Below are 23,576 nucleotides of genomic sequence, written 5' to 3' on the forward strand. Positions count from 1 at the left end.
AGGACGGGATAAAGATCAGATTGAGCGGGAAGGGCAGTTAAAGGTCAGCACCTTATCCTGCGGCGCATTGACCACCATAAAGCGCGTATCGGAAAGCCGCATCGCCAGCCAGCCTTCTGGCGTGACCGCCGCAGGCACATATTTCTGGCGATCGGCGGAGTGTAATGGGCCACTGTTTAAGGTGAGATCCGGTACGGTGACGCTAAAAGAGGTAAAGCGATCGACTATTTTGCCCTGCACATTGCCCAGCACGCGGCCATCCAGCGTTTGCGCCTGGCCTTCACAGACCATGCCTTTTTCGCCGGATGAACAGCCGGTTAACAGCGCCAGAGCGGCAAGCAGCGGCACAGCAAAAATTGCCGGGTTGAGACCCGCGCACAACGGTCTTTTTGACTCCTGCCAGCGCATAATGCGTCCTTTTTTTCGGGTGTTCCTCTGAGTATAGCGGGGAGTGTGTTAAATATCGCCTGGCCTGAAACCCGGTAAAGATCAGGGGTAAAAGCGCTGATTTAACGCAAACTGCCCGGTGTATTATCAATTTGTGGGGTTCGACTGAATCAATTCAGCAAAATGCGTAACAACAGTTCGCAAAGCAATTATTGAGTGCTACAATTCAGCCCGATTTTGACACTTTCCCCCGGTTTTCCGCATCTGAACAGCCGTTTTACTCGACTGATTGCGCTATCACCCTCATTCCGTAGGGGGCTTTGACGGGCAAGTTTCAAAACGTCTTGTATACTTTTGCAGCACGATGCGCGCGTCTCGTCGCTCAGCGGTGCTTACGAAAAGTCCGGCTTTTCGTGGCCATTCTGACGGTGAGGCTTTGACGGCTAACTTTAAAAAAATAACGAACCGATCCTGTGAATAACAAAACGTCTGCTTTTCTCTTAACGCCGCTGTTTTTACTTCAGCCTGCGCTGAGCTATGCCCAGTCAACGGCTCCGCAGAGCTCCACCGACAGCCCCTCCGAAGGCTCGCTGATGGTCATTAAGCAGCGCAGTGGCCTGTCCGAACTGGACACTCCGGCCGCGGTCAGCGTGGTCAGCGGTGATGATTTACGTAACAGCACGGCGCAGGTCAATCTGTCTGAAAGCCTCGGCAGCGTGCCTGGCCTGCAGATCCAGAATCGTCAGAACTATGCACAGGATCTTCAGCTGTCCGTTCGTGGCTTTGGTAGCCGCTCGATGTACGGCGTTCGTGGCGTGCGCGTCTATGTTGACGGCATTCCGGCCACCATGCCCGACGGGCAGGGGCAAACCTCCAATATTGATATCAACTCGATTGATAAAGTCGAAGTGCTGCGCGGCCCCTATTCGGCCCTGTACGGCAATGCCTCCGGCGGCGTGGTCAATATCGATACGCAGACCGGCAGCCAGCCAACTACACTGACAGCAGGCACTTACTTCGGCAGCTACGGCAGCTGGCGCAACAGCGTTAAGGCTAGCGGCTCGACCGGTGACGGCACCCATGCAGGCGATGTGAATTACACCATTTCCGGATCCCGCTTCACCACCAACGGCTATCGCGACCACAGCGGCACGCAAAAGAATCTCGGCAACGCCAGGCTCGGCGTTCGGATTGATGATGTCAGCACCTTAACGCTGATGTTGAACAGCGTCTCGGTCGATGCCAACGATCCCGGCGGCTTGACGCGCGCCGAATGGAAAGACAATCCCCGCCAGTCTCCGCGCGGTGATACCTACAACACCCGTAAGAGTCTGGATCAGACCCAGGTGGGCCTGCGTTACCAGCGCGAGATGAGCGAAAACGACCAGCTAACGCTGACCACCTGGCATGGCGAGCGCCATACCACGCAATATCAGTCTATACCTGTCGCCGTGCAGAAAAATCCGGCCTATCCGGGCGGGGTGATTGTGCTGGAACGTAAATACTCCGGTGTTGATACCCGCTGGAAGCACCAGGATCAGATTGGCTCAGTGCCGTTCAGCGTTATTGGCGGCCTCGATTACGAAACCATGACCGAACGTCGTCAGGGCTTCCAGAACTATGTGATCGATAACGGCACCACCGAGCTGGGTGAGAAGGGCGAGCAGCGCCGGAACGAGAAGAACGTCATGTGGAATCTCGATCCCTACCTGCAAACCAGCTGGGATCTGACCCCGAAATGGACGCTGGATGCGGGGATGCGCTACAGCACCGTCAGCTTTGACTCTACCGATTATTACGTCACCACCGGAAACGGCGATGACAGTGGCAGCAAGCGCTACCACAAACTCCTGCCGATGGGATCGCTGAACTACGCGGTGACCGATGCCTGGAACGTCTATCTGTCCGCCGGACGGGGCTTTGAAACGCCAACCATCAATGAGCTTTCCTACCGCTCGGTGGATGGCAGCCAGACCGGACTGAACCTCGGCCTGAAGCCGTCAACCAGCGACACCGTGGAACTGGGCAGCAAAACCCGCATCGGCTATGGCCTGTTGACTGCCGCCGTGTTCCAGACCAATACCGATAACGAACTGGTGGTGGAAGACAGCAGCAACGGACGTTCAGTGTATAAGAATGCCGGTAAAACCCGCCGTCAGGGCGTTGAAATGTCTTTCGACCAGCAGTTTGCTGAAAACTGGCAGATGAAAATGGCGTGGACGTATCTCGATGCCACCTACCGCAATTCGACCTGTGATGACAGCGGCAGCTGTACGCCATCCGGCAACCGTCTGCCGGGCGTGGCGAAAAATATGGGCTACGCTTCTCTGGCCTGGGCACCGGAACAGGGCTGGCACGCCGGCGCTGACGTGCGCTATATGGGCAGCATTCAGGCCGACGATGAAAACGACGCTAAAGCGCCGTCTTACACCGTGGTTGGCCTGAGCACCGGTTACAAGTTTGGCTGGGATAAGTGGTCTCTCGACCTGTTCAGCCGCGTCGATAACCTGTTCGATAAAGCCTATGTTGGCTCGGTTATCGTGAATGAAGGCAACGGCCGTTACTACGAGCCGGCGCCGGGACGAAATTACGGTGTGGGCGCGTCGCTCTCCTATTCGTTCCTGTAATACAGAATCCAGCACAGCCTGCCGTGTTGCCAACGCAAGACGGCGGGTACAAAACACCGGATGGATAAGATGGTTAAACCGGGTGTTTTTTGCGATTTAGCATACGATCTAAATCGAAGACGTTAAATTTTGGTAAGGTCCATACTATGCAAAGTAAAGCACCGTTATCACGAATCCTCGTGATCCTTACGGCTGTGTTTGCCGTCCTCAGCGGGTTATACCTGCTGGTTGGCGGTATCTGGCTGGCCAAGCTTGGCGGCTCGTTCTATTACATCATCGCTGGTGTGATTGAACTGGTTGTTGCCTGGTTGCTGTTCCGTCGCCGCTCATCAGCGCTGTTGCTGTACGCGGTATTCCTGCTCGCAACGCTGATTTGGTCGTTGTGGGAAGTGGGGTCCGATTTCTGGGCACTGACGCCACGTCTGGACGTCACCTTCTTCCTCGGCCTGTGGCTGGTGCTGCCGTTTGTTTACCGTGGTCTGAGCCAGGGCAAATTTGCCCGTGGCGCACTGAGCCTGGTACTGGTGGTAACGGTGATTGCGCTGGCTTACTCGGTGTTCAACGATCCGCAGGAAATCAACGGTTCCCTGAGCCCGGAGCAAGCGGCGAACATTGAGAAGTCTGGCGACGGCATCGCTGCCGGTGACTGGCCAGCTTATGGCCGTACCCAGGGCGGTACGCGTTACTCGCCGCTGACGCAAATCAACGACAAGAACGTTGGCCAGCTGAAGGAAGCATGGACCTTCCGTACCGGTGACATGAAGCGCCCAACCGATCCAGGCGAACTGAGTGATGAAGTCACGCCGATCAAAATTGGTGATTCCCTGTACCTGTGTACGCCGCACCAGATCCTGTTCGCGCTGGACGCAGCAACCGGTAAAGAGAAGTGGAAATTTGATCCACAGCTGAAAACCGATCCGTCCTTCCAGCACGTGACCTGTCGCGGTGTGTCTTACTACCAGACGCCGGATGTGGCAACGCTGCCAGCAGGCACCAAGCCTGCCATGTGCGCACGTCGCATCATCCTGCCGGTTAACGATGGTCACCTCTACGCGCTGGACGCGGAAACCGGCGCGCTGTGCCCGGAATTCGGCGAAAACGGCAAGCTGAACCTTCAGCAGAACATGCCTAACGCCCGTGCCGGTGCTTACGAGCCAACCTCTCCGCCAATCATCACCGATAAGGTGATTGTGGTGGCCGGTGCCGTAACCGATAACTACTCAACCAAAGAGCCGTCTGGCGTGATCCGTGGTTTTGATGTCAACAGCGGTAAACTGCTGTGGGCCTTCGATACCGGCGCTAAAGACCCGAATGTCCTGCCGGGTGAAGATCAGCATTATGTGGCTAACTCACCGAACTCATGGGCACCGGCGTCATATGATGCCAAGCTGGATCTGGTTTACCTGCCAATCGGCGTGGCGACACCGGATATCTGGGGCGGCAACCGTACCCCGGAAATGGAGCGTTACGCTTCTGGCCTGCTGGCGCTGAACGCGACCACCGGTAAGCTAGCGTGGTTCTACCAGACCGTGCACCACGATCTGTGGGATATGGACGTACCGGCTCAGCCGACGCTGGCGGATATCAACGACAAAAACGGCAACAAAGTGCCGGTCATTTATGTTCCGGCGAAAACCGGTAACATCTTTGTGCTGGACCGTCGTACCGGTAAAGAAGTGGTTCCTGCACCAGAAACGCCAGTGCCACAAGGCCCGGCGAAAGGCGACCGTCTGTCACCCACCCAGCCGTATTCTGAGCTGACCTACCGTCCGAAGAAAAACCTGACCGGTGCGGACATGTGGGGCGCAACGATTTACGATCAGCTGATCTGCCGCGTGATGTTCCACAGCCTGCGTTACGAAGGCCCGTTCACACCACCTTCAGAGCAGGGCACGCTGGTGTTCCCGGGTAACCTGGGCATGTTCGAATGGGGCGGCATCTCTGTTGATACCGATCGCCAGATCGCCGTGACCAACCCAATGGCGCTGCCGTTTGTTTCCCGTCTGATCCCACGTGGTCCAAACAACCCACTGTGGCCAGATGCCAACGACAAAGGCGGTAGCGGTACAGAAACCGGCGTTCAGCCACAGTATGGCGTGCCATACGGCGTGACCCTGAACCCGTTCCTGTCACCACTGGGCTTCCCTTGTAAGCAACCGGCCTGGGGCTATGTGTCTGCGGTTGACCTGAAAACTAACGATATCGTGTGGAAAAAACGCATCGGTACCGTTCGTGACAGCTCACCGATTCCACTGCCATTCAAAATGGGTATGCCAATGCTGGGCGCACCAATCTCTACAGCGGGTAACGTGATGTTCATTGGCGCAACGGCAGATAACTATCTGCGTGCGTTCAACGTGACTAACGGTAAATCCCTGTGGGAAGCGCGTCTGCCAGCGGGCGGCCAGGCAACTCCAATGACCTACGAAGTGAACGGCAAGCAGTATGTGCTGATCGCCGCGGGTGGTCATGGTTCCTTCGGCACCAAGCTGGGCGACTATATCGTTGCTTATGCGCTGCCGGATGATGCCAAGTAATCCTTGATAAGGGCGAACCCCGGTTCGCCCAATCTTCCCCGTTCATCAGGGAAGGCCAATAATAAGGACGTCTGCGCAATGCAGGCGTCTTTTTTTTTGGCAATAAAAAGGGCAAAAAGATGAAGGCAACCTTAAGTTTTCATTTTTTTCCCGTGCCTGAATTTCCCCCGCTGCCCGCAATTGCCTCGCGAAAGTAAACCCAACCTAAACCCCGCAACTGATTTCCTGCCTAAATTCTCACGCCTCGAACAATCTTAATTTTTAGCTAAGGAATCTCCTATATCGTTCAGCAAATGTTGATTAACGGACATTCTGACTCTGATACAGTCATTTTCCACTGTTGCTGAGCGTGTGATAACAACGGGATTTCCATTGCTATCCGCAGACAGACAGGAGAGGCCTGGTTAAACGACGATTAAATTTCAAGGCATTAGCGTTTGGTTTAGGCGCAGTTGGCGCACGTTCTGCTAAAGTTTTTTAGGGTTATTGTTAAAGGAATTTTACCAATGTCTGAATTTCTCCCTTTTTCTCGCCCGGCGATGGGCGAGGCCGAACTGGCCGCGGTTGGCGAAGTCATGAACTCTGGCTGGATTACGACTGGACCTAAGAATCAGCAGCTGGAACAGGCATTTTGCCAACTGACCGGCAACCAACACGCGATAGCCGTAAGCTCGGCCACCGCCGGGATGCATGTCACCCTGATGGCGCTGGGCATTGGCAGTGGCGATGAAGTGATCACCCCGTCGCTGACCTGGGTGTCCACGCTGAATATGATTGCGCTGCTCGGCGCTGAGCCGGTCATGATTGATATCGATCGCGACAGCCTGATGATTACCCCTGAGCTTATCGAAGCGGCGATAACTCCCCGTACCAAAGCCATCGTGCCGGTTCACTATGCCGGTGCGCCGGCGGATATCGATGCCATCCATGCGCTGGGCAAACGCTACGGCATCCCGGTGATTGATGACGCGGCGCATGCGGCAGGCACCTTTTACAAAGGACGCCATGTTGGTAACAGCGGCACGGCGATCTTCTCCTTCCACGCCATTAAAAATATGACCTGCGCCGAAGGTGGCCTGGTCGTCACCGATAACGAAGCGCTGGCCAACCGTATTCGCAGCCTGAAATTCCATGGTCTTGGCGTGGACGCCTTTGACCGCCAGACCCACGGCCGCGCGCCGCAGGCGGAAGTTATTGCGCCTGGCTACAAATACAACCTCGCCGATATCAACGCCGCCATTGCGCTGGTGCAGCTGGCCAAGCTGCCAACGCTGAATGCCCGCCGTCAGGCAATCGCTGAACGCTATCTGAAGGAGTTGGCCGACACGCCTTTCCTGCCGCTGTCGCAACCTGACTACGACCATCAGCACGCCTGGCATCTGTTTATTCTGCGCGTTGATCCCGCCCGTTGCGGCCTGAGCCGCGACCAGCTGATGCAGGAACTGAAGGATCGCCAGATTGGCACCGGCCTGCATTTCCGCGCGGCGCATACGCAGAAATATTACCGGGACCGTTTCTCTGAACTGTCGCTGCCCGAAACAGAATGGAACTCCGAGCGCATTTGTTCAATTCCGCTGTTCCCAACGATGACCGATGACGATGTCAGCCGGGTTATTGCCGCGCTGCATGAAATTGCTGAGAAACACCATGACCGCTGATCAACCCATTAACAAAGTCTCCGTCGTAATCCCGGTCTATAACGAGCAGGACAGTCTGCCGGAGCTGATCCGCCGCACCTCTGAAGCCTGCTCCCAGCTGTCAATGGAGTGGGAAATCCTGCTGGTGGACGACGGCAGTAGCGACCGTTCACCGGAGATGCTGACCGCCGCGGCGGAAGCACCGGGCAGCCATGTTGTTGCGGTGCTGCTTAACCGTAATTACGGCCAGCATTCGGCGATCATGGCCGGTTTCAACCACGTCAGCGGGGATTTAATAATCACCCTGGACGCCGATCTGCAGAACCCACCGGAAGAGATCCCGCGGCTGGTGGCGAAAGCGCAGGAAGGCTACGACGTGGTCGGCACCGTGCGGCAAAATCGCCAGGACAGCTGGTTCCGTAAACGCGCGTCCCGGCTGATCAACAACCTTATTCAACGCACTACCGGTAAGGCGATGGGCGATTACGGCTGCATGCTGCGCGCCTACCGCCGTCACATCATTGACGCGATGCTCAACTGCCACGAGCGCAGCACCTTTATTCCCATTCTGGCCAACACCTTTGCCCGTCGGGCGATTGAAATTCCGGTGCTGCACGCCGAGCGTGAATTTGGTGATTCCAAATACAGCCTGATGAAGCTGATCAATCTGATGTATGACCTCGTCACCTGCCTGACCACCACGCCGCTGCGGATGCTCAGCGTGTTTGGGAGCCTGATCGCGCTGGCCGGCTTTGCATTGTCACTGTTACTGATTGTTTTACGTCTCTTCTTTGGCCCGGAGTGGTCCGGAGACGGGGTGTTTATGCTGTTTGCCGTGCTGTTTATTTTTATCGGTGCGCAGTTTGTCGGTATGGGGCTGTTAGGGGAATACATCGGACGTATCTACAACGATGTCCGTGCCCGCCCACGCTATTTTATCCAGCGCGTAGTTAACTCCTCCGCGCCTGTCCGCTCTGAGGAAGACCAATAATGAAAGCTGTCGTTTTTGCCTATCACGATATGGGTTGCATTGGGATCAATGCGCTGGTGAATGCCGGTTATGAAATTGAAGCGATTTTTACCCACGCTGACTCAACGAACGAAAACCACTTTTTTGCCTCCGTTGCCCGTACCGCCGCAGAGCAGGGGATCCCGGTGTATGCGCCCGAGGATGTCAATCATCCGCTGTGGGTTGACCGCATCAGAACCATGGCGCCGGAGGTCATTTTCTCTTTCTACTACCGTAACCTGCTGAGCGATCAATTGTTAAGCATCGCGACCAAAGGCGCGTTTAACCTGCACGGTTCTCTGCTGCCAAAATACCGTGGCCGCGCGCCGCTGAACTGGGCGCTGGTCAACGGTGAAACGGAAACCGGCGTGACGCTGCACCGCATGGTGGCCCGTGCCGATGCCGGTGCCATTATTGCGCAGGATAAAGTCAGCATTTTGGCCGACGATAATGCGCTGACACTGCACCGCAAACTGAATGCCGCCGCTGAACATCTGCTGGCGGACTGCCTGCCAGCGCTGAGAAATGGTCAGATCAGCGAACGTGCTCAGGACAATACGCAGGCTACCGTGGTGGGACGCCGTACGCCGGACGATGGCCGTATCGACTGGTCGCAACCGGCGGAAGTGGTCAACAACCTGGTGCGTGCGGTGACCGATCCGTGGCCGGGTGCGTTTGGCTACGTTGGCGCGGCCAAATTCATTATCTGGAAAGGCAAAGTGCGTCACGATCTGCCTGCCGCCAAAGCCGGAACCGTACTGTCAGTGAATCCGCTGGTGGTGGCCTGTGGTGAAGGTGCGCTGGAAGTGATGACCGGACAGAGCGAAAACGGCGTTTACATGCAGGGCTCGCAGCTGGCACAAACTCTGGGTCTGGTAAACCAGGCGCTGTTGACCAACAAACCGGTTTCGGCAGTGAAACGCCGCACGCGCGTGCTGATCCTCGGCGTTAACGGCTTTATTGGTAACCACCTGACCGAGCGCCTGTTGCAGGACGATAACTTCGATATTTTCGGCCTGGATATTGGCTCCGATGCCATCAGCCGCTTTATCGGCCATCCGCGCTTCCAGTTCGTCGAAGGGGATATCAGCATCCATTCGGAGGGGATTGAATACCACATCAAAAAATGCGACGTGATCCTGCCGCTGGTGGCCATCGCCACGCCGATTGAGTACACGCGTAATCCGTTACGGGTTTTTGAGCTCGATTTCGAAGAGAACCTGAAGATCATCCGCGACTGCGTTAAGTACAAAAAACGCATTATCTTCCCGTCCACCTCTGAAGTGTACGGCATGTGTGATGACCCGAACTTCGATGAAGACACCTCGAATCTGGTGGTGGGGCCGATCAACAAACAGCGCTGGATCTACTCGGTTTCCAAGCAGCTGTTGGATCGCGTGCTGTGGGCCTATGGCGACAAAGAAGGGCTGCGCTTCACTCTGTTCCGTCCGTTTAACTGGATGGGTCCGCGCCTGGATAACCTGAACGCCGCGCGCATTGGCAGCTCACGGGCGATCACCCAGCTGATCCTCAATCTGGTTGAAGGATCGCCGATCAAACTGATGGACGGCGGTAAGCAGAAGCGCTGCTTCACCGATATCAGTGATGGCGTTGAGGCGCTGTTCCGCATTATTGAAAACAAAGACAATAACTGCGACGGACAGATCATCAACATTGGTAACCCGGATAACGAAGCAAGCATTAAAGAGCTGGCGGAACAGCTGCTGGCCAGCTTTGAGCGCCATCCACTACGCGATCGTTTCCCGCCTTTTGCCGGTTTCCGCGACGTGGAAAGCAGCAGCTACTACGGCAAAGGCTATCAGGACGTTGAGCACCGCAAGCCGGCAATCCGTAACGCCCGTCGCCTGCTGGGCTGGACGCCGGAAGTGACCATGGATAAAACCATCGATGCCACGCTGGACTTCTTCCTGAGAACGGTCGAACTGGACGTGCCGGAAGAGAAAAAATGAGGAAAGTCGGCCTTCGAATAGATGTCGATACCTGGCGGGGCACGCGGGATGGCGTGCCAAAGCTGCTGGAAATCCTCAGTTTGCATCGCACTCAGGCCACTTTTTTCTTCAGCGTTGGACCCGACAACATGGGGCGCCACCTGTGGCGCCTGCTGAAGCCCAAGTTTCTGTGGAAGATGCTGAGATCGAACGCCGCCTCGCTGTATGGCTGGGATATTCTGCTGGCGGGCACCGCCTGGCCGGGCCGTCAGATCGGACGCGGGCTGGCGGAGATCGTCAGCGCCGCCAGCGATCATCACGAAGTCGGCCTGCATGCCTGGGATCACTTTGCGTGGCAAACCTGGGCGGGCGTCTGGCCTGCGGCACAGCTTACGCAGCAAATCCGTCTGGGAAAGGATGCGCTGGCGGTGATTACCGAACAGCCGGTGACCTGTTCAGCGGTCGCCGGATGGCGTGCTGACCAACGGGTGGTGAATGCGAAGGAGCCGTTCCAGTTTCATTACAACAGCGACTGCCGGGGAACCACGCCGTTTCGTCCGCTGTTAAGTGATGGCACTGCCGGTACGGTGCAGATCCCGGTGACATTGCCCACCTGGGATGAGGTGGTCGGCTCCACGGTGAGCAAAGAAGACTTCAATGCGTTCATTATCGACCGGATTAAGCAGGATCAGGGCACGCCCGTTTATACCATCCATGCGGAAGTGGAGGGGATCGTAATGAGCACCCTGTTCAGCGATCTGCTGACGCTGGCCGCGCAGGAGGGTATTCAGTTTTGCCCGCTGAGTGAGCTCTTACCTGACGATCTTAACAGCCTGCCGACAGGAAAAATTGTTCGGGGTAGCCTCCCCGGTCGTGAAGGATGGCTGGGATGCCAGCAATTAACCGAGTAATTTTTTATGACTATGACGAGAAAGGGCTTTCTCCTTCTGGCGTTATTTGCCGTGTATTACCTGGTCCCACTGGAATTTCGGGCGTTATGGCAGCCTGATGAGACCCGCTATGCGGAGATCAGCCGTGAAATGTTGGTCAGCGGTAACTGGGTGGTGCCGCACTTCTTTGATTTACGCTATTTCGAAAAGCCAATTGCCGGTTACTGGATCAACAACCTCAGTCAGCTGATTTTTGGTCATAACAATTTTGCCGTGCGTTTTGGTTCCGTTTTCTCCATTACCCTGACCGCGCTGATGGTCACCTGGCTGGCGTTCCGCCTGTGGCGCGATCGTGCTACGGCGATGGTCTCTGGCGTCATTTTCCTTACCTGTCTGTTGGTGTACGGGATCGGCACCTATGCGGTGCTGGATCCGATGATCACCTTGTGGCTGGTCGCCGCCATGTGCAGCTACTGGCTGGCAACGGAAGCGACGACCACCGGCAAAAAAGTGCTGAGCTGGCTGCTGCTCGGGTTTGCCTGCGGCATGGGCTTTATGACCAAGGGCTTCCTGGCGCTGGCAGTGCCGGTGATTGCCATTCTGCCCTGGGCGATTCATCAGCGTCGCTTCAAAGCGTTGCTGTGCTTTGGTCCACTGGCCATCGTCGGTGCGGCGTTAATCAGTGCGCCCTGGGCGATGGCTATCGCCAAAAGCGAACCGGACTTCTGGCACTATTTCTTCTGGGTGGAACATATCCAGCGCTTTGCCGAAGCCAACGCGCAGCATAAAGCGCCGTTCTGGTATTACCTGCCGGTACTGGTTATGGGCTGCGTGCCCTGGCTGGCCCTGTTGCCGTCTGCCTTACGTTCAGGCTGGCAGGATCGGCACAGTAACAGCGGCAGCCTGTATTTGCTGAGCTGGGTGGTGATGCCGCTGCTGTTCTTCAGCATCGCCAAAGGCAAGCTGCCAACCTATATCCTGCCGTGCTTTGCGCCGCTGGCGATCCTGATGGCGCGTCAGGCGATAAGCATGATGTCAGGCAACGGCAAAGCGTTAAAAATCAATGGCTGGATAAACCTGGCGTTTGGTCTGGTGCTGACGGTCGCCGTGCTCGGTTTCCTGGCGCCGTGGGGGCTGGCGAAGCATCCGGTTTACGGTCATCACGAAGTGATCAAAGTATTGCTGGCCGCTGCGGCCTTCGCATTCTGGGCGTTGTGCGGTGGGTTAACGCTGAAAGCGCCACAGGCACGCTGGGGTCTGGCCGCGCTTTGCCCGCTGGTGCTGGCGCTGGTGATCGGCCAGGCGATCCCGTCAGGCGTGATGGATGCCAAACAGCCTCAGCAATTTATCCGGGCGATCAAAAGCGATATTGCCGGCAGCCGTTATCTGCTGGCGAATAACCCCGGCATTGCTTCTGGCCTGGCGTGGGAGATGCAACGCAGCGATATCACTCTGTACGATCAGCCGGGCGAAGTGCAGTACGGGCTGAGCTACCCGGATGCGCGCGATAAGTTTGTCAGCGGAGCCGACTTCCCGGCCTGGCTGGCAGCGCATCGGCGCACGGGCGATGTGACGCTGGTGCTGTCGCTGTCCCGCAATCAGGATCCGGACAAAGAGCTGCCCAAAGCCGATTTCAGTTACCGACAGGGCCGGTTAGCCCTGTTCCGTTATAGTCAGACGCCATGAGTCTGCTGCTGATCCTGCTGGCCAGCCTGCTGAGTTGCGGCGGGCAACTGTGCCAGAAGCAGGCTGCGCATCATGGTTTGCAAAAGGGGAAAGGCCACCTGCTGATCTGGCTGGGGTTAAGCGTGCTGCTGCTGGGCGTGGCGATGGCGATCTGGCTGGTGGTGCTGCAAAGCGTGCCGGTCGGGGTGGCGTATCCGATGCTGAGCCTGAACTTTATCTTTGTGGTGCTGGCAGCCCGCGGGTTGTGGAAAGAACCCGTTCCTTTCCGCCACTGGCTGGGCATCGGCTTGATTGTGGCGGGTGTGGCGGTGATGGGAGCCTACACCTGATGGGGATTTTATGGGCACTGTGCAGCGTCCTGCTGGTCAGCGGGGCGCAGCTGTTATTGCGCTGGTCAATGATGTCTCTGCCTTCAGTGGGCGAGCCATCAGCCTTTTTTAGCGCCTTGCTGAGCTGGCCCTTCGCCGCCTCCGCGTTGTTCGCCGGGCTGGCGGCCTATGCCTGCTCCATGCTGTGCTGGCTGCTGGCGCTGCGACGCATCGCCCTGAGTAAAGCTTACCCGCTGCTCAGCCTGAGTTACGTGCTGGTGTGGGCGGCAGCGCTGATTTTGCCTGCCTTCAATGAAGTCTTTCAGTGGGGAAAACTGGCAGGCGTGGCGCTGATTTTTAGCGGGTTACTGTTGATATGCTGGCCAGGGGACGCAGTCGATTCACACTGACGGGAAGAACAGCATGCGAATATTGCTGGTAGAAGATGACGCCATAATGGGTGAAGCGGTTGTTGAAGCGCTAAAAGAAGCCCGCTACGCGGTGGACTGGGTGCGCAGCGGCACCGAGGCTATCGCCATGCTTGCGATCCCGCGTTATGACCTGGTGCTGCTGGATTTGCGGCTACCAGGCAACGATGGCTTTAGCGTAATCAGTAGCTTGCGCGGTAAAGGCAATTCGCTGCCGCTGCTGATTATCACCGCCCGCGACGCGCTGGAAGACCGGCTGCGCGGGCTTGACGCGGGCGCGGATGACTTCGTGATCGCACCGTTCGACATGACCGCGTGGCTGGCGAGAATACGCGCGGTCATGCGGCGTAAAGAAGGCCACTGTGGCCCGGTGCTGAGTAACGGCATTATCCGGCTCGATCCCGCCAGCCATGAGGCCTGCGACGTGGAAAAGGGCGAGGTTTACCGGCTCTCCAACCGTGAGTTTGCCTTGCTGCAGGCGCTGTTGATCCGCCCGGGGACGTTGCTGTCGCGCAGCGAACTGGAGGAGAAGATTTACGGCTGGGGTGAAGAGATTGAGAGCAACGCAGTGGAATTTTTTATTCATGCGTTGCGTAAGAAATTCGGCAGTAAAGCGATCAAGAACGTCCGGGGCGTGGGATGGAAGGTATCAGGAAATGCCTGAAGGCGCCGGTGACGACCCTCGGCCGATCCCGCCAGAGCGATAATGGCGTTCAGCCAGGGCATAACGGGGCGTTTGCGGGCGGCGTAAATGATAAAAAGGCGAAAATTTATTGCCTTATCACGTTATTATCCTGGGGTTAAATTTCACATCAGGTTGACTCATTATGTCGCGAACTTCTCTCCTGCTGGACGTGCAGGACGTTAGCTATGTGCAGGATGGCACCACGTTGTTGGCCCCCGTCTCGCTACAGCTGAATCAAGGTGAGTTTGTGCTGCTGACCGGGCCCTCCGGCAGCGGCAAAAGCACGCTACTCAAAATCATCGCTTCCCTGCTCGAACCCACCACCGGCGATATTCAGTTTAAGGGCCGCAGCATTAACGAACTTAAGCCGGAAAGCTATCGTCAGCAGGTCTCTTACTGCTTCCAGACCCCGGCGCTGTTTGGCGACACGGTGTATGACAATCTTGCGTTGCCGTGGCAAATCCGCCAGAAAAAGGTCGACAGCGAAAAACTGAAAGACTGGCTGAAAAAGGTCAATCTGCCGGTTGAGATGCTGACCAAAAAAACCGAACAGCTCTCCGGCGGCGAAAAGCAGCGGGTCGCGTTACTGCGCAATCTGCAATTCCTGCCGGATGTGCTGCTGCTGGATGAAATCACCAGCGCACTGGATGAGGAAAATAAGCAGGCGATTAATCAGCTTGTTGCCGGGCTGGTGAAAGATAGTGGCGTGGCGGTGATGTGGAGTAGCCATGACGCCACCGAGATCAATCAGGCGCAACGCGTGGTGACGCTTCAACCACCGGTCAGGAAGGGCACAGATGAATCAGCATAATATTAGCAACGAATCCCTCGGCCTGGCGCTGATTCTGGTGCTGATTGCGCTGCTGGTCAGTAAGAAAGAGAAGCTCGGGCTGGAGAAAGACATTGTCTGGAGTATCGCCCGGGCGATCGTTCAGCTAATTATTGTCGGATACGTTCTCAAGTATATTTTCGACCTCAACAACCGCTGGCTGACGGTATTGATGGTGCTGTTTATCTGCGTCAATGCGGCACTCAACGCCCGTAAACGCAGCCGCAATATTGGCAATGCCTTTATGCTCTCCTTTATCGCCATTACCGTCAGCACCACGTTGACGCTGGTGATCCTGGTGTTAAGTGGCTCGATTGAGTTTATGCCGATGCAGGTGATCCCGATTTCAGGGATGATTGCCGGTAATGCGATGGTGGCGGTGGGGCTCTGTTACAGCAATCTGAACCAGCGCTTTACCGACAACCGGCAGAAAATCCAGGAGATGTTGAGCCTGGGCGCGTCAATCAAAACCGCGTCGGGAAGGCTTATCCGCGACAGCATTCGTGCGGCGATGATCCCAACGGTTGATGCGGCTAAAACCGTGGGGCTGGTCAGCTTGCCGGGCATGATGTCCGGGCTGATTTTTGCCGGCATCGATCCGGTTAAAGCGATCAAATACCAGATCATGGTGACCTTTATGCTGCTGGGGACGGCCAGCATCTCCACAATTATTGCGGGCTATCTCGCCTACCGCCGCTTTTACACGGCACGCGCACAGCTACGCTAGTCAGGGCTGATGTTTGCAGGTGGGGTATGTCGATGTTGATGCAGGGATGAAGAGCAGGCGGATCGAACGATCCGCCTGACGCGCGAGGATCAGAAGTTGATATTGGCGCTGATACCGCCAACGAAGGCATTTTTCACTTCGCTGACCGCACCTGGAGACGCGACGTACTGCAGGTTTGGACGCAGTTTCAGCCAGTTGGTGACCTGAGCGTTGTAATAGATCTCATAGTTATATTCGGATCCACTCTGGATCGGCAGGTAAGTTGGGTTGTCGTAATCGTTAACCCCGTTTTCCTGGTTGGTTTTGCGCAGCATATTGCCGTAATCATTGTTGACGTGAATACGCGCGGCACCGACCCCGATCTCATCTTTCGGACGGGCATCAAACGGTCCTTTCCAGACGAAGGAGACGGACTGATAGTTGTCGGTCTTCGAGGTTTTCTGGTCGTTCATTACGGCCTGAACCGTCACGCCTAAACCGCGCGAGTTGTCGCCTTCCATCGCGGTCAGCTGTTGTTGTAACAGCAGGTAGCCGCCGTAAGAGTGGTTGTCTTCGCCGTACTGTCCCTCGTTGTAGCTGCTGTAGTTATCGCCGCGCACCGAGGAGTAGTACATCCCGACACGGTAATTACCCGGCAATTTGTCGGCGCCCAGGGCCGGTTTCCAGCCCAATTCCACCGGCACCATATTCCCCAGCGTTGGGCTGGTATCGAGGCGGAAACCGTTACCGGTATCGTAGTTCGACGGCGTCTGATTATAGAAACCCACCTGGAAGAACAGCTCTGGCGTGAAGTTAAACTTCACGCGTCCGCCCCACTGGGAGACCGGCCAGTTATACCAGCGGTCGCCACGCCAGTTACCCGCCTGGCCGCTACCAAATGCCAGGTTCTGGAAGTTGCTGTCAAAGGAGTCGAAGTCCTCACCAACCGTGACCCGTCCCGCTTTCACTTCTACGGCATGATCAAAGAAGCCTTTATTCAACCAGAACTGCGTCAGGCGCCAGGTTTGTCCTCGTCCCCACACTTCCTGCACTGAGGAAAGGCCACCCGAACGCGGATCGTTAATATATTGCGTTAAGTCCTGACCGTTACGGCTGGTGATGGTCGTCTGGAACTGGGTGTCATTCCAGTTCAGCAGTTTTTCCAGATCCAGGGTGGTCCCGAACGCCCACTGGTCGGTATAACGCGCGCTGGTTGACTGGTTGTAGCCGCCGGAGAAATTACTGGCGGATTCCATGGTGTAATTCACCTGGAAATCCACACCGTCATTTTTCAGCTGGGTGCGGGAACCCTCCCAGTCACCAAATGCGTAGGGAGAATCCATACTGAGCGGCGCGAAATCTGCCAGTGCAGACCCTGACGCCAGCATCAGTCCTAAACCACAGAACGCCACCGATCTTTTTAACGTGGTTTTTGGTTGCTTGCTTTTCATGTGAAACACCTTCTTTCTTATAGTGATAGCGCTGTCCAAAAGGTTATTTATTGGACAGGGTGCGTCGCGGCCACGCTGCTTTGTTAAGCATTTTCTCCTGCTCAGGGGATCTGTTCAGGGGGGACGTGCTGACATAAGCCGGGAATGACGGCCTTAACAGACGGAATGAAAGCATTAATTGGCGGGAAAGGTGTTCTAATTAGTGCTGAAATTATTAGCCTGGTAGTAATGAGTTATAGAAGTTTTAATCGGATCACAATTTAGCAATCGCGACAGCCGTAACAACAGGGAAAAGCGGGGCAGAGAGCGGAATAGCGGGCAGAAAAAAAGGCCGAAAATGTCGGCCTTTTATTTTCAGAGCGTCGCCAGGCGACGCTGCGGGCTGATTAGCGGCGACCAAAAATCTTCGCGGCCAGGAAGCCCACGCCAGCGGCAATCGCCAGCGAGACAAACGGGGCGTCCTGCGTCTTGGTTTTTACGCAATCCAGGGCGTCGTCAACGGCATAAGAGGCTTTAGCTGCGCCCTGGCGCACACGGCCTTTGAACTCATGCTCGGGAGAATCGACAGCTTTACCAAATTGCTCCTGACCTTTACCCAGCGCTTCGTCAGCTTTGTCTGATGCTTTATCTAATAAACTCATACTGTCTCCTTCTTGATGGCATGATTTCCTCATGAACGTTAAAAGCTTAGACCATCCTGCGCCTTATGCCGCCTCGGTTATGTGACTATTTATGACTTCTGTAAAGAAAAAGGGCCGACAAATGTCGGCCCTTCGCAAATAACTGGCAATCAGAGGTTCAATGTGACTTCATGCCAGCAGCGGTCATCATCACGCGGAACAGCATCGCCACCACGCCAAGTGCCATTACGCTACCCGCGTAAATGGCAACCATCCACAGTACGCGTTTCCACGCTCGCGGTTTGACCGCCTGCTGTGTGTGTTGTGCTTCAATCATCATCGTGTCTCCAAAATATCCCGCAGTATGCCGGGTGCCGGTGGCTTAACTGCCCGCCTGCACCCGGCTCTGTTGTGGTTATCAGATTGCCGTTAAATCAATGGTAGCCTTCGTCTGCTTTGATTTTCCCACGGAACACGTAGTAGCTCCAGAAGGTGTAAACCAGGATCACCGGGATGATCAGCAGGCCACCGACCAGCATAAAGCCAAGGCTCTGCGGCGGTGAGGCCGCCTGCCAGATGGTGATGGACGGCGGAATAATGTTCGGCCAGATGCTGATGCCGAGGCCGGTAAAGCCCAGGAACACCAGCGCCAGCGTCAGCAGGAACGGCGAGTAGTGAGCATGGCGCTTCAGGGAACGCAACAGTCCCCACGAAGCCAGCAGCACCAGCACCGGGACCGGCAGGAACCAGAACAGGTTCGGCAGGGTAAACCAGCGCTGCATGATGTTGGCATGCTCCAGCGGCGTCCAGATGCTGACCACGGCGATGATCGCCAGCAGCGCCAGCAACATCGGCTTAGCCAGTGCCGTCATCTTCCGGTGCAGCTCGTTCTCGGTCTTCATGATCAGCCAGGTGCTGCCCAGCAGTGCATACGCCACAACCAGACCCAGACCGCAGAACAGTGAGAACGGCGTCAGCCAACCCAGTTCCGGGCCGCTGTAGGCACGGTTGGTCACGCTGAAACCGTTGATGATCGCGCCCAGCGCCACACCCTGACTGAAGGTAGCCAGATAAGAGCCGACGATAAACGACTTATCCCAGAACGGACGGTGCTCTTCAGTGGCTTTGAAGCGGAATTCAAACGCCACGCCACGGAAGATCAGACCAATCAGCATGGCGGTCAGCGGCACGGACAGCGCGTCAATGATCACCGCGTAAGCCAGCGGGAAGGCACCGTAAAGTGCTGCACCGCCCAGCACCAGCCAGGTTTCGTTACCATCCCACACCGGAGCGACGGTGTTAACCATCATGTCGCGCTCGGTGGCGTCCTTATTGAACGGGAACAGGATGCCGATACCCAGGTCGAAACCATCCATCACGATATACATCAGGGTCGAGAAGACGATGATGGTGAACCAGATTACAGGAAGATCGATACCCACGTTATTTCCCCTCTTCCGGCGAATTTAATTTTTCCTGCACGGCTGACAGCGGACGTGAAGGGGTGTGATGGGTACCCGGACCGCCGTCTGGCGTGTGGTCACCTTCACCCGGTTGCGGGCCTTTCTTGATCAGGTTGAACAGGTAGGTATAACCCACGCCGAACACCGACATATAGACCACGATAAAGGCAATCAGGCTGATGCTCATATGCAGATCGCCATGGGCAGATACCGCATCTTTGGTGCGCAGCAGACCGTAAACCACCCACGGCTGACGGCCGATTTCAGTGGTGAACCAACCCGCCAACAGTGCAATCAGACCTGATGGACCCATCGCCAGTGCAAACCACAGGAACGGACGAGAGGTGTAAAGACGGTTACGGAAACGCAGCCACAGGCTGGCGAAGCCAAGGAACACCATCAGCATGCCCAGACCGGCCATCACGCGGAACGACCAGAAGATGATGGTCGAGTTAGGACGATCTTCCTTCGGGAATGACTTCAGCGCAGGCACTTGCTTGTGCAGGCTGTGGGTCAGGATCAGGCTGCCCAGATACGGAATTTCAACCGCATACTTGGTTCTTTCCTGTTCCATGTCGGGAATACCGAACAGCACCAACGGCGTTGGCTCACCCGGTGGGTTTTCCCAGTGACCTTCAATCGCGGCAATCTTCGCCGGCTGATGCTCAAGGGTGTTCAGACCGTGGGCATCGCCAAGCATCGCCTGAATTGGCGAAACGATCAGCGCCATCCACATGGCCATCGACAGCATTTTACGGATTGCCGGCGTGTCGTTTTTACGCAGCAGGTGCCACGCCGCAGAAGCGCCAACAAAGAAGGCGCTGGCGAGGAACGCCGCGGTGGACATATGCAGCAAGCGGAACGGGAAGGACGGGTTAAAGACAATCTTGAACCAGTCAACCGGGACCACAATGCCGTTCTGAATGGCATAACCTTGCGGGGTCTGCATCCAGCTGTTCGAGGCGAGGATCCAGAAGGTCGAGATCAGGGTGCCCAACGCAACCATGCAGGTAGCGAAGAAGTGCAGGCCCGGACCCACGCGGTTCCAGCCGAACAGCATCACGCCCAGGAAGCCCGCTTCGAGGAAGAACGCGGTAAGCACTTCGTAAGTCAGCAGCGGACCGGTCACGCTGCCGGCAAACTGCGAGAAGCCGCTCCAGTTGGTGCCGAACTGATACGCCATGACCAGGCCGGACACCACGCCCATACCAAAGTTAACGGCGAAGATTTTTGACCAGAAATGGTACAGGTCGCGATAATCCGGGTTTTTGGTTTTCAACCATAGCCCTTCCAACACCGCCAGGAAACTGGCGAGGCCGATAGTGATGGCCGGGAAGAGGATATGGAAGGAAACGGTAAACCCGAACTGTATCCTTGCCAGGTGGAACGCATCTAATCCAAACATTGCTTACCTCGATCTAACATAATAAAAAACTGCCTTTCTTTTTTATTTACCGACATTTAACAAGCGGGCTACATTCAGCCGCCGCTAAACGGGTATTTCATCGAAGGATTGATCCTGAGACCAAATCAGGTGAAGGAGTAGCTACAGTAATAGGAAATCTGCCTATAACAGCGCGGATCTTTGCGATGAATTGTTTCATCATCAGGTTAAAATATTTTGACGCGCTGTTAAATAAGAGTAGCCGAATGATGCCGCAATGTAAGAATACTGTGTCTTTCGGGCCGGAAGGGCTTTTTGCAGCCGCCGTCGGGGAGAGGGAAGGGCGACGTATTGTAAAAAAGCGCGCGACTTTTAATTATGTATGAGCGCGTTGCTATAACTTTTTAGAGATTCAATTCTTCGAACAAGCGCACAAATGGGAAATTAATCAGAAAAAACATCACTGCAAAAAGGGGTATGTTATTTTATTGTTATTTTAAAGGGTGTTTGAAATTAAATATTCACCCGCTAAATGTTATCAACAATGGTCAGGTTCCCCTGCGTCATCACTTGCTATGAAAAACCGTGTAAATGTTAAACCTTAATTTCTTATTTTGATTCACATAGAATCATTTTGTTACGTTTATCCCTTACGAAAAACGCGTTTTCTTGTTTTGGGTCAAAATGTGGTCAGCCGTTGTGTGACTCCACAAACGGCCTACCCTGCCTAAGACAACCGCTTGATCATGATATACACCACGCTTTGCTGACTGGGGCTGGTAAACAGCTCTTCCCTTAAAAAGGTAAATCCCTGGCGTTGGTAGAATTGCATGGCGCCGGGATTCTCCTTCAATACTTCCAGCCAGTAGTAAGCTTTCTGTTTTTGCCGACAAAGCGCTTCAATGTGCGCGAAAACGCCTGCGCCATAACCCTTCCCGGTGTGTTCCGGCAAGATATAAATCTTATTGAGGTAAGCGCCGTCAGGCTGGTTTTCTGCCACCGGCAAGGCCCAGTTCACCAGACAGACGCCGACTGCTTCCCCAGCCACTTCTATCCAGAACCAGTCAGTATCGGGTTTTTGCAGGCTACGGGTGATCGATTCAATGGAGAACTGGCTTTGGACAAACGCATCCATCTCCGCAGGGTTATGCCACAGACTGGCGAAGTGGTGGTAGTAGCTACGCGTGCCAACCGATGAGAGTTGCTCTGCATCCGGGAGGGTGGCGTGATGAAGTTTCATATCTGGCGATCCTTTGCATACGACGAGGAAAAACAGATTAACAGCAACGGCATAGAGTAACTATGCGCAAAGTAAGTGGAAAAATCCCATCGACGCGCCATGTGTCAAAAGTTTGATCTTCATCTCAAAATGTAAATTTCCCGCTACCGGAGCATATCAGCGCTGGGATGTTACCGTTAACATGTTCCCGGTAACACCTCGTGAGTTATGCCTGATTACCCTGACACTGATACCCGTCACGCCCTGAGCAAGGCGGGAAAAATTAATGTGACCCTGATGATGCATCCGGGCCACACACCGGAGAATATTTATGCCATTAGTCATCGTTGCGATTGGCGTAGTGCTGTTACTGCTGCTGATGATCCGCTTGAAATTGAATGGATTCATTGCCCTGATCCTGGTCGCACTGGCGGTCGGCGTGATGCAGGGAATGCCTGTTAACAAAGTGATTGGTTCGATCAAAGCTGGCGTCGGCGGCACGCTGGGCAGCCTGGCACTGATCATGGGCTTCGGCGCGATGCTCGGCAAACTGCTGGCGGACTGTGGCGGTGCGCAGCGCATTGCCACCACGCTGATTGCCAAATTCGGCACCAAACACATTCAATGGGCGGTGGTGCTGACCGGGTTTACCGTCGGCTTCGCGCTGTTCTATGAAGTGGGCTTTGTGCTGCTGTTGCCGCTGGTGCTGACCATCGCGGCTTCTGCGCGCGTACCTTTACTCTACGTTGGCGTGCCGATGGCGGCGGCGCTATCCGTCACCCATGGCTTCCTGCCTCCTCACCCTGGCCCAACGGCTATCGCCACGTTGTTCCACGCGGATATGGGGAAAACGCTGCTGTTCGGTACGCTGCTGGGGATCCCTACGGTAATCCTGGCGGGCCCGGTCTACACCCGTTTCCTGAAGAGCATTGATAAGCCAATCCCGGAAGGTCTGTATAACAAGAAAACCTTCACCGAAGCCGAGATGCCAGGGTTTGGCGTCAGCGTCTGGACCGCGTTAGTGCCGGTGGTGCTGATGGCGTTGCGTGCAGTTGCTGAGATGGTGTTGCCAAAAGGGCATCCGCTGCTGGCCTATGCCGAGTTCTTTGGTGACCCGATCATGGCAACGCTGATTGCGGTGTTAATCGCGATCTTCACCTTCGGGCTGAACCGCGGCCGCACCATGGATGAAGTGATGCAGACGCTGACCGACTCAATCAAAATCATCGCCATGATGCTGTTGATTATCGGCGGTGGCGGGGCCTTCAAGCAGGTGCTGGTCGACAGTGGCGGGGATAAATACATCGCCGGCATGATGGAAGGCAGTACCATCTCGCCAATCCTGATGGCCTGGTCGATTGCTGCCGCGCTGCGTATTGCGCTGGGCTCTGCAACCGTTGCGGCGATTACTGCCGGTGGCATTGTCGCCCCGATTATCGCCACCACCGGCGTCAGCCCTGAGCTGATGGTGATTGCGGTTGGTTCCGGTAGCGTGATCTTCTCGCACGTTAACGATCCCGGCTTCTGGCTGTTCAAGGAGTATTTCAACCTGACTATCGGCGAAACCATTCGTGCCTGGTCTGGTCTGGAAACGGTGATTTCGCTGTGCGGCCTAATCGGCTGCCTGCTGTTGCAGAACGTGGTGTAAGCTTGCTGGCCTGCCTGTAAGGGCAGGCCTTTGCCCCCATTTGCCAGAACAGATAACGTTTTTGTCGTGAGCCTCAGGTCCAGAAAATTAAAATGCTTAAGGTTGTCCTAATC

Annotated in this window: 20 protein-coding genes; 13 read left to right on the top strand and 7 right to left on the bottom strand. The window is 55.6% G+C overall.

The features are described 5' to 3' along the window. Positions 1 to 15: 15 nt before the first annotated feature. Complete coding sequence (locus E2F51_RS13265) at positions 16 to 408, bottom strand: hypothetical protein (RefSeq protein WP_082267278.1); 393 nt, start codon at positions 406 to 408, stop codon at positions 16 to 18. 452 nt (positions 409 to 860) lie between these two features. On the opposite strand from E2F51_RS13265, the gene pqqU reads away from it, so the two are divergent. From pqqU to fetB, 12 genes are all read left to right on the top strand, one after another. Next, the gene (gene pqqU, locus E2F51_RS13270; RefSeq protein WP_209215441.1) at positions 861 to 3,014 is read left to right on the top strand and encodes a TonB-dependent receptor PqqU; all 2,154 of its coding nucleotides are present in this window, start codon (positions 861 to 863) and stop codon (positions 3,012 to 3,014) included. A 146-nt stretch (positions 3,015 to 3,160) separates the two neighbouring features. Further along, on the top strand, positions 3,161 to 5,551 hold the full coding sequence (locus E2F51_RS13275) for a glucose/quinate/shikimate family membrane-bound PQQ-dependent dehydrogenase (protein ID WP_134823677.1): 2,391 nt from the start codon (positions 3,161 to 3,163) through the stop codon (positions 5,549 to 5,551). A gap of 506 nt (positions 5,552 to 6,057) precedes the next feature. Next, a complete protein-coding gene (gene arnB / locus E2F51_RS13280) occupies positions 6,058 to 7,209 on the top strand; it encodes a UDP-4-amino-4-deoxy-L-arabinose aminotransferase (protein WP_134823678.1) in 1,152 nt (383 codons plus the stop codon). Then, positions 7,199 to 8,179, top strand: a complete 981-nt coding sequence (gene arnC, locus E2F51_RS13285) for an undecaprenyl-phosphate 4-deoxy-4-formamido-L-arabinose transferase (protein WP_134823679.1) — start codon at positions 7,199 to 7,201, stop codon at positions 8,177 to 8,179. The genes arnB and arnC overlap by 11 nt, the downstream gene beginning before the upstream one ends. Next, the gene (arnA, locus tag E2F51_RS13290) at positions 8,179 to 10,167 is read left to right on the top strand and encodes a bifunctional UDP-4-amino-4-deoxy-L-arabinose formyltransferase/UDP-glucuronic acid oxidase ArnA (protein ID WP_134823680.1); all 1,989 of its coding nucleotides are present in this window, start codon (positions 8,179 to 8,181) and stop codon (positions 10,165 to 10,167) included. Before arnC ends, arnA begins: the two co-directional genes overlap by 1 nt. Then, positions 10,164 to 11,057, top strand: a complete 894-nt coding sequence (gene arnD, locus E2F51_RS13295) for a 4-deoxy-4-formamido-L-arabinose-phosphoundecaprenol deformylase (protein ID WP_134823681.1) — start codon at positions 10,164 to 10,166, stop codon at positions 11,055 to 11,057. Before arnA ends, arnD begins: the two co-directional genes overlap by 4 nt. Before the next feature lie 6 nt (positions 11,058 to 11,063). Continuing rightward, entirely contained in the window at positions 11,064 to 12,722 is a 1,659-nt protein-coding gene (arnT, locus tag E2F51_RS13300) for a lipid IV(A) 4-amino-4-deoxy-L-arabinosyltransferase (RefSeq protein WP_134823682.1), read from the top strand. Beyond that, positions 12,719 to 13,051 (top strand): 4-amino-4-deoxy-L-arabinose-phosphoundecaprenol flippase subunit ArnE, encoded by a 333-nt coding sequence (gene arnE / locus E2F51_RS13305; RefSeq protein WP_134823683.1) that lies wholly within the window; start codon positions 12,719 to 12,721, stop codon positions 13,049 to 13,051. The genes arnT and arnE overlap by 4 nt, the downstream gene beginning before the upstream one ends. Beyond that, the gene (gene arnF, locus E2F51_RS13310) at positions 13,051 to 13,440 is read left to right on the top strand and encodes a 4-amino-4-deoxy-L-arabinose-phosphoundecaprenol flippase subunit ArnF (protein ID WP_134823684.1); all 390 of its coding nucleotides are present in this window, start codon (positions 13,051 to 13,053) and stop codon (positions 13,438 to 13,440) included. Before arnE ends, arnF begins: the two co-directional genes overlap by 1 nt. Before the next feature lie 13 nt (positions 13,441 to 13,453). Continuing rightward, positions 13,454 to 14,122: a response regulator gene (locus tag E2F51_RS13315; RefSeq protein WP_134823685.1), complete on the top strand. Its 669-nt coding sequence runs from the start codon at positions 13,454 to 13,456 to the stop codon at positions 14,120 to 14,122. A gap of 163 nt (positions 14,123 to 14,285) precedes the next feature. Further along, entirely contained in the window at positions 14,286 to 14,954 is a 669-nt protein-coding gene (gene fetA / locus E2F51_RS13320) for an iron ABC transporter ATP-binding protein FetA (protein WP_134823686.1), read from the top strand. Continuing rightward, positions 14,941 to 15,699, top strand: coding sequence for an iron export ABC transporter permease subunit FetB (gene fetB / locus E2F51_RS13325; RefSeq protein WP_013201247.1), 759 nt, complete (start codon positions 14,941 to 14,943; stop codon positions 15,697 to 15,699). Before fetA ends, fetB begins: the two co-directional genes overlap by 14 nt. 89 nt (positions 15,700 to 15,788) lie before the next feature. Here fetB and E2F51_RS13330 read toward each other — a convergent pair whose 3' ends face one another. The 6 genes from E2F51_RS13330 to E2F51_RS13355 all read right to left on the bottom strand — a co-directional run bounded on the left by E2F51_RS13330 (position 15,789) and on the right by E2F51_RS13355 (position 21,836). Then, the gene (locus E2F51_RS13330; RefSeq protein ID WP_134823687.1) at positions 15,789 to 17,129 is read right to left on the bottom strand and encodes a carbohydrate porin; all 1,341 of its coding nucleotides are present in this window, start codon (positions 17,127 to 17,129) and stop codon (positions 15,789 to 15,791) included. Between the two features lie 386 nt (positions 17,130 to 17,515). After that, the gene (locus tag E2F51_RS13335; RefSeq protein WP_013201249.1) at positions 17,516 to 17,770 is read right to left on the bottom strand and encodes a CsbD family protein; all 255 of its coding nucleotides are present in this window, start codon (positions 17,768 to 17,770) and stop codon (positions 17,516 to 17,518) included. 157 nt (positions 17,771 to 17,927) lie between these two features. After that, positions 17,928 to 18,086, bottom strand: a complete 159-nt coding sequence (locus tag E2F51_RS13340; RefSeq protein WP_013201250.1) for a DUF2474 domain-containing protein — start codon at positions 18,084 to 18,086, stop codon at positions 17,928 to 17,930. 97 nt (positions 18,087 to 18,183) lie between these two features. Beyond that, on the bottom strand, positions 18,184 to 19,191 hold the full coding sequence (gene cydB, locus E2F51_RS13345) for a cytochrome d ubiquinol oxidase subunit II (RefSeq protein ID WP_013201251.1): 1,008 nt from the start codon (positions 19,189 to 19,191) through the stop codon (positions 18,184 to 18,186). 1 nt (position 19,192) lies between these two features. Beyond that, positions 19,193 to 20,617: a cytochrome ubiquinol oxidase subunit I gene (locus tag E2F51_RS13350; RefSeq protein ID WP_013201252.1), complete on the bottom strand. Its 1,425-nt coding sequence runs from the start codon at positions 20,615 to 20,617 to the stop codon at positions 19,193 to 19,195. Between the two features lie 706 nt (positions 20,618 to 21,323). After that, entirely contained in the window at positions 21,324 to 21,836 is a 513-nt protein-coding gene (locus E2F51_RS13355) for a GNAT family N-acetyltransferase (RefSeq protein WP_134823688.1), read from the bottom strand. A gap of 310 nt (positions 21,837 to 22,146) precedes the next feature. On the opposite strand from E2F51_RS13355, the gene gntT reads away from it, so the two are divergent. Then, positions 22,147 to 23,463, top strand: coding sequence for a gluconate transporter (gntT, locus tag E2F51_RS13360; protein WP_134823689.1), 1,317 nt, complete (start codon positions 22,147 to 22,149; stop codon positions 23,461 to 23,463). The last annotated feature ends 113 nt before the right edge of the window (positions 23,464 to 23,576 follow it).

Source organism: Erwinia sp. QL-Z3 (assembly GCF_004551645.1).
GTDB classification, from domain to species: Bacteria; Pseudomonadota; Gammaproteobacteria; order Enterobacterales; family Enterobacteriaceae; genus Erwinia; species Erwinia billingiae.